The sequence below is a fragment of the Thauera linaloolentis 47Lol = DSM 12138 genome (genome assembly GCF_000310205.1).
Taxonomy (GTDB): domain Bacteria; phylum Pseudomonadota; class Gammaproteobacteria; order Burkholderiales; family Rhodocyclaceae; genus Thauera; species Thauera linaloolentis.
The window spans coordinates 1-4,063 of sequence record NZ_AMXE01000149.1 but is presented as its reverse complement, the minus strand read 5'-3'; the positions used below and the strand labels follow the sequence as shown (position 1 = coordinate 4,063).

Here is a 4,063-nt window from a genome sequence, read left to right as displayed (position 1 = left end):
GCGCGCCGCCACCGCGCCGTCGCGCCACGCCAGCGCGCCGCGCTGCAGCGTCCACACCTGGTGGCCGCGCGCGGCGGCGGCGCGCATCATCGCGATGCTGGAATCCTTGTAGGCCTTCAGGCCGTCGAGCGGATCGAGGATGAAGGCGAGCTTCATGCCGCCTCTCCGAGTTCCTCGAGCGGCGCCGTTTCCTCGATCTCGACCGAGGCCGCCAGCAGCGCCAGGCGCGCGACCACGCCATAGGCGTAGAAGCGGTTGGGCGGCGCATCCGGCCCCTGCGCCGCGTCGGGCAGCGTGCAGCAGGTGTCGAAAGCCAGCGGCTTGAAGTGCATGCCCGGCGCATTGAGGTTCTCGTCGCGGCCGCGCTCGGTGTGGACGCGGTAGAAGCCGCCGACGACGTAGTGGTCCATCATGTAGACGACGGGCTCGGCGACGCCGTCCTCCACCGTCTCGAAGGTGTGCACGCCTTCCTGGATGATGACCTCGTGCACCTGCAGGCCTTCCTTGACCACCGCCATCTTGTTGCGCTGGCGGCGGTTCAGGCCGACCACCTCGGACGCGTCCTTGACCGTCATCACGCCCATGCCGTAGGTGCCGGCATCGGCCTTGACGACGACGAAGGGCTCGTCGCCGACGCCGTACTCCTTGTACTTGGCGCGGATGCGGGTCAGCAGCGAATCGACCTGCGCCGCCAGGCATTCCTCGCCGGTGCGCTCCTGGAAGTTGATCTGGCCACAGACGCCGAACTCGGGGTTGATGCGCCACGGATCGATGCCGATCGCGGCGGCGAACTCGCGCGCCACGCGGTCGTAGCACTCGGCGTGCTTCGACTTGCGGCGTGCGTGCCAGCCGGCGTGCAGCGGCGGGATCAGCCACTGCTCGTCCAGGCCCTTGAGCACCGGCGGAATCCCTGCCGACAGGTCGTTGTTGAGCAGCACCGCGCAGGGGTCGAAGCCGTCCAGCCCGACGCGGCCGCCGCTGCGGCGCAGCGGTTCGAGCGTCAGCGTGGCGCCGTTGGCCAGTTCGAGCACCGTCGGCGCGGCGATCTCGGGCAGCAGGCTGCCGATGCGCACCTCGAGCCCGGTCAGGCGCAGGATGGACACCAGCTTGGCGACGTTCTGCAGGTAGAACTGGTTGCGGGTGTGGTTCTCCGGAACCAGCAGCAGCTTGCTGGCATCGGGGCAGATGCGCTCGATCGCGACCTGCGCGGCCTGCACGCACAAGGGCATGAAGGCATCGTTGAGATTGTTGAAGCCGCCCGGAAACAGGTTGAGGTCGACCGGCGCGAGCTTGAAGCCCGAGTTGCGCAGGTCGGTCGAGCCGTAGAAGGGCGGCATGTGGTCCTGCCACTGGACGCGGAACCACTTTTCGATGTCCGAAGCATTATCGAGGAACTGGCGCTCCAGTTCGAGCAGCGGCCCGGTGAGTGCGGTAGTGAGATGCGGAACCATGGATTGTCTGACCCGGAAGGAGCCGCTGCCGGCCGGCAGGCGGCGAAACGATTGGCGGGGATGTTACACCATGGCCCGCCCCGATCAGTCTGCCGGCGCGCGCACCGGCAGACTGCGCGCCTCCTTGACCACCTCCATCACCACGTAGCTGTGGGTCTGCTTGACGCAGGGCAGGCCGGAAATGCCATCCCCCATCACGCGGCGGTACTCGTGGATGTCGCGGGTGCGCACCTTCAGCAGGTAGTCGAAATCGCCCGCGACCATGTGGCAGGACTCGATCTCGGGGATGCGGCGCACGGCCTCGTTGAAGCGCCGCAGGTCCTGCTCGGCGGTGCTGCTCAGCAGCACCTGCACGACGACGATGTGGCCGGCGCCGATCGCGTCCGGGTCGAGGTCGGCATGGTAGCCGCGGATCACGCCGCGCTTTTCCAGCCGGCGTACGCGCTCGGCGCAGGGCGTCTTGGTAAGGCCGACGCGGCGCGACAGTTCGACGATCGACAGGCGGGCGTCGGCCTGCAGTTCGGCGAGTATCTTCAAATCGATCCGATCCATTGCGGTGCAGCAGTCTTTTCGACTACCCCTGGGCGCCAAAACCGGAATTATGTCTGTATAGATTCGAATTTTGGAGCCATCAACTATTGTTTTTGGCGAAAAATTCGGCCGAATCGACGCCCTGCCAGAAGCGCCGCCGTTCCCTACACCCGCCGGAGGCTTTCACCGTGGATCACCCCGCTTCGCCCATTGCCTCCGGCCTGGCCGCCGCCGCGCTGCCGGCGCATGCCCGCCCGCCGCTGCGCGCCGCCATCGACGACACATGGCGCCGCCCGGAGGCCGAATGCGTCGCAGCCCTCATCGACGCGGCACGCGTGGACGATGCGGCACGCCAGCGCATCGCGGACCTGGCCCGCAGCCTGGTGGCCGGCCTGCGCGCGCAGCGCGGCCGTTCGTCCGGCGTCGATGCGCTGATGAAGGAGTTCTCGCTGTCGAGCCAGGAAGGCGTGGCGCTGATGTGCCTGGCCGAAGCCCTGCTGCGCGTGCCCGACAAGGCCACGGCGGACCGCCTGATCCGCGACAAGCTCGCCGACGGCGACTGGCGCGCGCACGTCGGCCACAGCCCCTCGCTGTTCGTCAACGCCGCCACCTGGGGTCTGCTGATCACCGGGCGACTGGTGTCGACGAGTAGCGAAGCCGGCCTGTCCACCGCGCTCGCCCGCCTGGTCGCGCGCGGCGGCGAGCCGCTGATCCGCAAAGGCATGGACCTGGCGATGCGCATGCTGGGCGAGCAGTTCGTCACCGGCCGCGACATCGGCGAAGCACTGGAGCGCGGCCGCGCGCACGAGAAGCGCGGCTACCGCTACTCCTTCGACATGCTGGGCGAGGCGGCGGTCACCGCCGAGGACGCCGAACGCTACTTCGGCGACTATGCCCGCGCCATCGACGCCATCGGCAAGGCCTCGGCCGGACGCGGCGTGGTCGACGGCAACGGCATCTCGGTCAAGCTCTCGGCCCTTCACCCGCGCTACACCTGGTCGCAGCGCGAGCGCGTGTTCGCCGAGCTGCTGCCCAGGCTCAGGGCGCTGTGCCTGCAGGCGAGGGACTACGACATCGGCCTCAACATCGACGCCGAAGAAGCCGACCGCCTCGACCTCTCGCTCGACCTGCTCGAAGCCCTGGCGCAGGACGGCGCGCTGGCCGGCTGGGACGGACTGGGCTTCGTCGTGCAGGCCTACCAGAAGCGCGCCCCCCAGGTGCTCGACTTCGTCATCGACCTGGCGCGGCGCAGCGGCCTGCGCCTGATGGTGCGCCTGGTGAAAGGCGCCTACTGGGACGCCGAGATCAAGCGCGCGCAGATCGACGGCCTGCGGGACTACCCGGTGTTCACGCGCAAGGTCCATACCGACGTGTCCTATCTCGCCTGCGCGCGCAAGCTGCTCGCCGCGCGCGACGCCATCTACCCGCAGTTCGCCACCCACAACGCCCACACCCTGGCGGCGGTCTTCCACGCCGCCGAAGCACAGACCCCGGGCGCCGCCTGGCGCGCGGGCGACTACGAATTCCAGTGCCTGCACGGCATGGGCGAGCCGCTCTACGACCAGATCGCCGGCCATGCCGGACGCCATCGCCTGGTGCGCATCTACGCGCCGGTCGGCAGCCACGAAACCCTGCTCGCCTACCTGGTGCGCCGGCTGCTGGAAAACGGCGCCAACACCAGCTTCGTCAACCGCATCGTGGACGAGGCGGTGCCGGTGGACGAACTGGTCGCCGACCCCGTCGAGCAGGCGGCGGCACTGGGCGGTGCGCCGCATCCGCGCATTCCGCTGCCGGCTGGGCTGTACGGCGCGCAGCGCGTCAATTCGGCCGGCCTGGATCTGGCCAGCGAGCCGGTGCGCCATCGCATCGCGGCCGCCCTGCGGCGCGGCCGCGACAGTGCGCACCAAGCTGGTCCGATCGTCGCCGGCCAGCCGGCGGTGGATGCGTCCCGCCTGCGCGCGGTGGCCAACCCGGCCGACCTGCGCGACATCGTCGGCCATGCGGCGGAAAGCGCGGCGCCGGACATCGAGTCCGCCCTCGCCGCCGCCGAGGCCGCGGCCCGGCCCTGGGCGCGGACCCCG

General features: G+C 69.7%; 3 protein-coding genes and 1 pseudogene. 1 reads left to right on the top strand and 3 read right to left on the bottom strand.

Annotation, left to right across the window (positions count from 1 at the left end):
- From C666_RS20040 to C666_RS18675, 3 genes and pseudogenes are all read right to left on the bottom strand, one after another.
- Window positions 1-156: pseudogene (locus tag C666_RS20040) on the bottom strand (glutathione synthase); the annotation flags it as partial.
- A complete protein-coding gene (gene gshA, locus C666_RS18680) occupies window positions 153-1,451 on the bottom strand; it encodes a glutamate--cysteine ligase (RefSeq protein WP_004348397.1) in 1,299 nt (432 codons plus the stop codon). The pseudogene C666_RS20040 and the gene gshA, both read right to left, overlap by 4 nt.
- Before the next feature lie 84 nt (window positions 1,452-1,535).
- Window positions 1,536-2,003: an Lrp/AsnC ligand binding domain-containing protein gene (locus tag C666_RS18675; protein ID WP_004348394.1), complete on the bottom strand. Its 468-nt coding sequence runs from the start codon at window positions 2,001-2,003 to the stop codon at window positions 1,536-1,538.
- Window positions 2,004-2,170: 167 nt separating this feature from the next.
- On the opposite strand from C666_RS18675, the gene putA reads away from it, so the two are divergent.
- Window positions 2,171-4,063: bifunctional proline dehydrogenase/L-glutamate gamma-semialdehyde dehydrogenase PutA (gene putA / locus C666_RS18670; RefSeq protein ID WP_081593496.1), on the top strand; the 1,893-nt coding region annotated here is incomplete at its 3' end.

Excerpts from the sequence above, each read along its gene's own strand:
- gshA (WP_004348397.1), bottom strand. The coding sequence starts at position 1,451 with ATGGTTCCGCATCTCACTACCGCACTCACCGGGCCGCTGCTCGAACTG.
- C666_RS18675 (WP_004348394.1), bottom strand. The coding sequence starts at position 2,003 with ATGGATCGGATCGATTTGAAGATACTCGCCGAACTGCAGGCCGACGCC.